The sequence below is a fragment of the Enterobacter sp. 342 genome (genome assembly GCF_036663495.1).
Taxonomy (GTDB): Bacteria; Pseudomonadota; Gammaproteobacteria; order Enterobacterales; family Enterobacteriaceae; genus Enterobacter.
The window spans coordinates 1-2,619 of record NZ_JAWUEI010000088.1 but is presented as its reverse complement, the minus strand read 5'-3'; the positions used below and the strand labels follow the sequence as shown (position 1 = coordinate 2,619).

Genomic DNA, 2,619 nt, shown 5'->3' with positions numbered 1-2,619 from the left:
CCTTGTCACAGATGCAGAAATGCACCTGCGATTTTCTGCATTCTGCGTTACCTCTCGGAGGTGGCGTATGAAACAGCAATTCCACCTCATCAACGACGCTATCAAGCAAAACGCTATCAACTTCATCCGAGAACTGCCGGTGGACGCCAAGCGCCCGTTAGTTCTCGATATCAAGGAGATGACGCGCACACTCGATCAGAACAAAAAAATGTGGCCGCTGCTTAAAGACCTTTCCGACCAGGTTACGTGGTTTGGCAATAAGTACGATTCTGACGACTGGAAAGACCTGATCACCGCAATGGTTGCCAAGTCCAAAAAGCAAGAGCAGCGCATGGCCCCCGGCCTTGATGGTGGCGTTGTGATGTTCGGTCAGCGCACCAGTAAGATGACTGTCCGCCAGATGGTCGAGGTGATTGAGGCTATCTACTGGTTTGGCACTCAGCAGAACGTCAAGTTCAGCGAAAAATCACGCCTCGAAATTGAATGGGCTAAACGCTGGGGTGAGCGCAATGAGTAGCCCACTTTGCCGCGTTATCACTAATGAAATATTCCGCGTTCCGGCACGCCGCAAGCGTAATGCGGTGGTTAAGCCGTCCGATATACCGACCTTTAAAGATTACACCGCCCGCTTGGTGGATCAGAAATGGCTGCGTCTCGCGGCAAGGAGGAAACGTGCGTAAACCATCCCGCCGTAAGTGCAAAGTTTGCGGTGAATACTTCGTGCCGAAATTCCACGATATTCGGATCCGCTGGTGCTGCCCGGAGCACGGCGCAATCCTCGCGATGGAAGAGCGCGAAAAGGAGAAGGTGAAAGCCGCAGCTAAGCGCATTAAGGAGCAGAAGGAAGCCGAGAAGGCCGGGCGCAAGCGCCGCAAGGAACGCCTGGCAGAGCTACGGCCAGCAGGTTACTACAAAGCGCAGGCTCAGCAGGCATTCAACGCCTACATCCGGGCGCGCGACGCCGATTTGCCATGCATCAGCTGCGGAGAGACCAATCCCCCGGATCTGCACGGCGGCCAGTGGGACTGCGGCCACTTCAAAACGGTCGGCGCTAACCCTGAATTGCGCTTTGAAGAGCGCAACGCCCATAAGCAGTGCAAATCGTGTAATGCGGGAGCGGGCAAATACACCGCCAAAGAGGCGACGGTCGCGCAGCAATACGAAGCTGGCCTGGTCGCTCGTTACGGCCAGGAATACGTCGACTGGCTCAATGGCCCCCATGAGATGACCAACTACCGCCGGGAAGACTTCATCCGGATCCGCGATAAGTACCGCGTCAAGCTCAAAGCACTGAAACAGCGGGAGGCAGCGTGAAGACATTCACTCCAGTTGAAGCGAGAAAGTTCGTTGCCAGCACCTGGTATGAAACGACACAGCTTTCTAAAAGAGAAAGGCTGTATGCGAAAGCTCGTGAGCTGATAGGTGGCGATCGCGCTGAGATTATCTGTCAGACGGAAAACCCTGAATACAGAAAGTCAGCACGGGAGTGGTGGAATCATGACCAGAGCTGATATCGAAAAGTATCAGGCCGAAAGCGTTAAGCGCGCCAACCTGCCACCAGTAGCAAAGCACAGCCAGACCAAAACCAACCAGCCACAGAAGGAAGCCGCATAATGAACCTCGAATCAATCGCTAAATACTTTGCGCCTAAATCACCGATGTTCAGTGACTCTCCTCGCGCAACCGCATCAGACAGCCTCACCGGCACTGACGTTATGGCGGCACTTGGTCTTGCCGGCCATAAGTGTGGGTTTGGTTTCGATCTTTACCTCTCGAAAATCGGCATTAGTAGCCCAGATATAGCACTGGAGAGACTCTATGAGCAGGCACGTAAGTTATCAGGTAAATTCAGAGCACTGTCGGAACTCGATGAATCAGCTCAGTCAGGCGTGCTTAAGGTTCTCTGCGCTTTTGCATACCAGGATTATTCAAGAAGTGCTGCCAGCACTCGAAAATGTGATTGCTGTGATGGTAGCGGATTTACAGAGGCACAAGTTTTTACCAACAAGGTCTCATATCCATGGGGGAAACCGCCGTACTGGTCGAAAATGTCGCGGGCCGTTCGCCCAAGTGACTGGGAGAGCTGGACGCAGGCGCGTGAGGTGGTGCGGGTCAAATGCAAGCCGTGTAACGGAAAGGGCGTTATCAGCAATTCGTGTCGCTGCCATGGCAAAGGCAAGGTGCTGGACAAAGCAGAAAGCGAACACCAGGGCGTTCCGGTGATGAAAGCCTGTGACCGCTGCGGTGGAAGAGGTTACGCCAGACTGAAGTTCTCAACGGTGATAGAGGGAATTAATACTGTTGCGGAGATAAAGAAAACGGCGGCCTATGACCAACTTCAGCCGCTCTTTGAGGAACTTGTCGCCGAATGCCATAAGCAGGAGTCTATGGCTGATGCCATTCTCTCAAAAGTAACGAGATGAAAATAATTTTCCATAATACTGAAAATATATAGGAAATTGGTATTGCATTTCGCGGAAAAACTGGATAGATTTATCTCTAACGCTGGGAATTCGTTCAGTCGTTCCGAAGCCAAAAAAACTCAAGCCTCGCAATCACGCGGGGCTTTTTATTTTCCTGAAGTAAATCTCACGCCATGCCCGGCGCAAATTCAACACA

Annotated in this window: 6 protein-coding genes; all 6 read left to right on the top strand. The window is 52.4% G+C overall.

The features are described from left to right. The first annotated feature begins 67 nt into the window (after positions 1-67). From V6E55_RS25225 to V6E55_RS25200, 6 genes are read left to right on the top strand one after another with little or no spacing between them, the layout of a single operon-like run. A complete protein-coding gene (locus tag V6E55_RS25225) occupies positions 68-517 on the top strand; it encodes a recombination protein NinB (RefSeq protein ID WP_206461942.1) in 450 nt (149 codons plus the stop codon). Continuing rightward, positions 510-680 carry a NinE family protein gene (locus V6E55_RS25220; RefSeq protein ID WP_316944110.1) on the top strand — a complete coding sequence of 57 codons (171 nt, stop codon included), beginning with the start codon at positions 510-512 and terminating at the stop codon, positions 678-680. Before V6E55_RS25225 ends, V6E55_RS25220 begins: the two co-directional genes overlap by 8 nt. After that, the gene (locus V6E55_RS25215) at positions 673-1,314 is read left to right on the top strand and encodes a recombination protein NinG (protein WP_045269958.1); all 642 of its coding nucleotides are present in this window, start codon (positions 673-675) and stop codon (positions 1,312-1,314) included. Before V6E55_RS25220 ends, V6E55_RS25215 begins: the two co-directional genes overlap by 8 nt. Continuing rightward, positions 1,311-1,511, top strand: coding sequence for a hypothetical protein (locus V6E55_RS25210; protein ID WP_316944109.1), 201 nt, complete (start codon positions 1,311-1,313; stop codon positions 1,509-1,511). The genes V6E55_RS25215 and V6E55_RS25210 overlap by 4 nt, the downstream gene beginning before the upstream one ends. Further along, complete coding sequence (locus V6E55_RS25205) at positions 1,498-1,614, top strand: hypothetical protein (RefSeq protein ID WP_088244096.1); 117 nt, start codon at positions 1,498-1,500, stop codon at positions 1,612-1,614. The genes V6E55_RS25210 and V6E55_RS25205 overlap by 14 nt, the downstream gene beginning before the upstream one ends. Further along, positions 1,614-2,423, top strand: coding sequence for an antitermination protein Q (locus tag V6E55_RS25200; protein WP_316944108.1), 810 nt, complete (start codon positions 1,614-1,616; stop codon positions 2,421-2,423). Before V6E55_RS25205 ends, V6E55_RS25200 begins: the two co-directional genes overlap by 1 nt. Positions 2,424-2,619: the final 196 nt, after the last annotated feature.

Bases quoted from the DNA above. Each gene is read 5' to 3' on its own strand.
- V6E55_RS25205 (WP_088244096.1), top strand. From the start codon at position 1,498: ATGACCAGAGCTGATATCGAAAAGTATCAGGCCGAAAGCGTTAAGCGC.
- V6E55_RS25220 (WP_316944110.1), top strand. From the start codon at position 510: ATGAGTAGCCCACTTTGCCGCGTTATCACTAATGAAATATTCCGCGTT.
- V6E55_RS25200 (WP_316944108.1), top strand. From the start codon at position 1,614: ATGAACCTCGAATCAATCGCTAAATACTTTGCGCCTAAATCACCGATG.
- V6E55_RS25225 (WP_206461942.1), top strand. From the start codon at position 68: ATGAAACAGCAATTCCACCTCATCAACGACGCTATCAAGCAAAACGCT.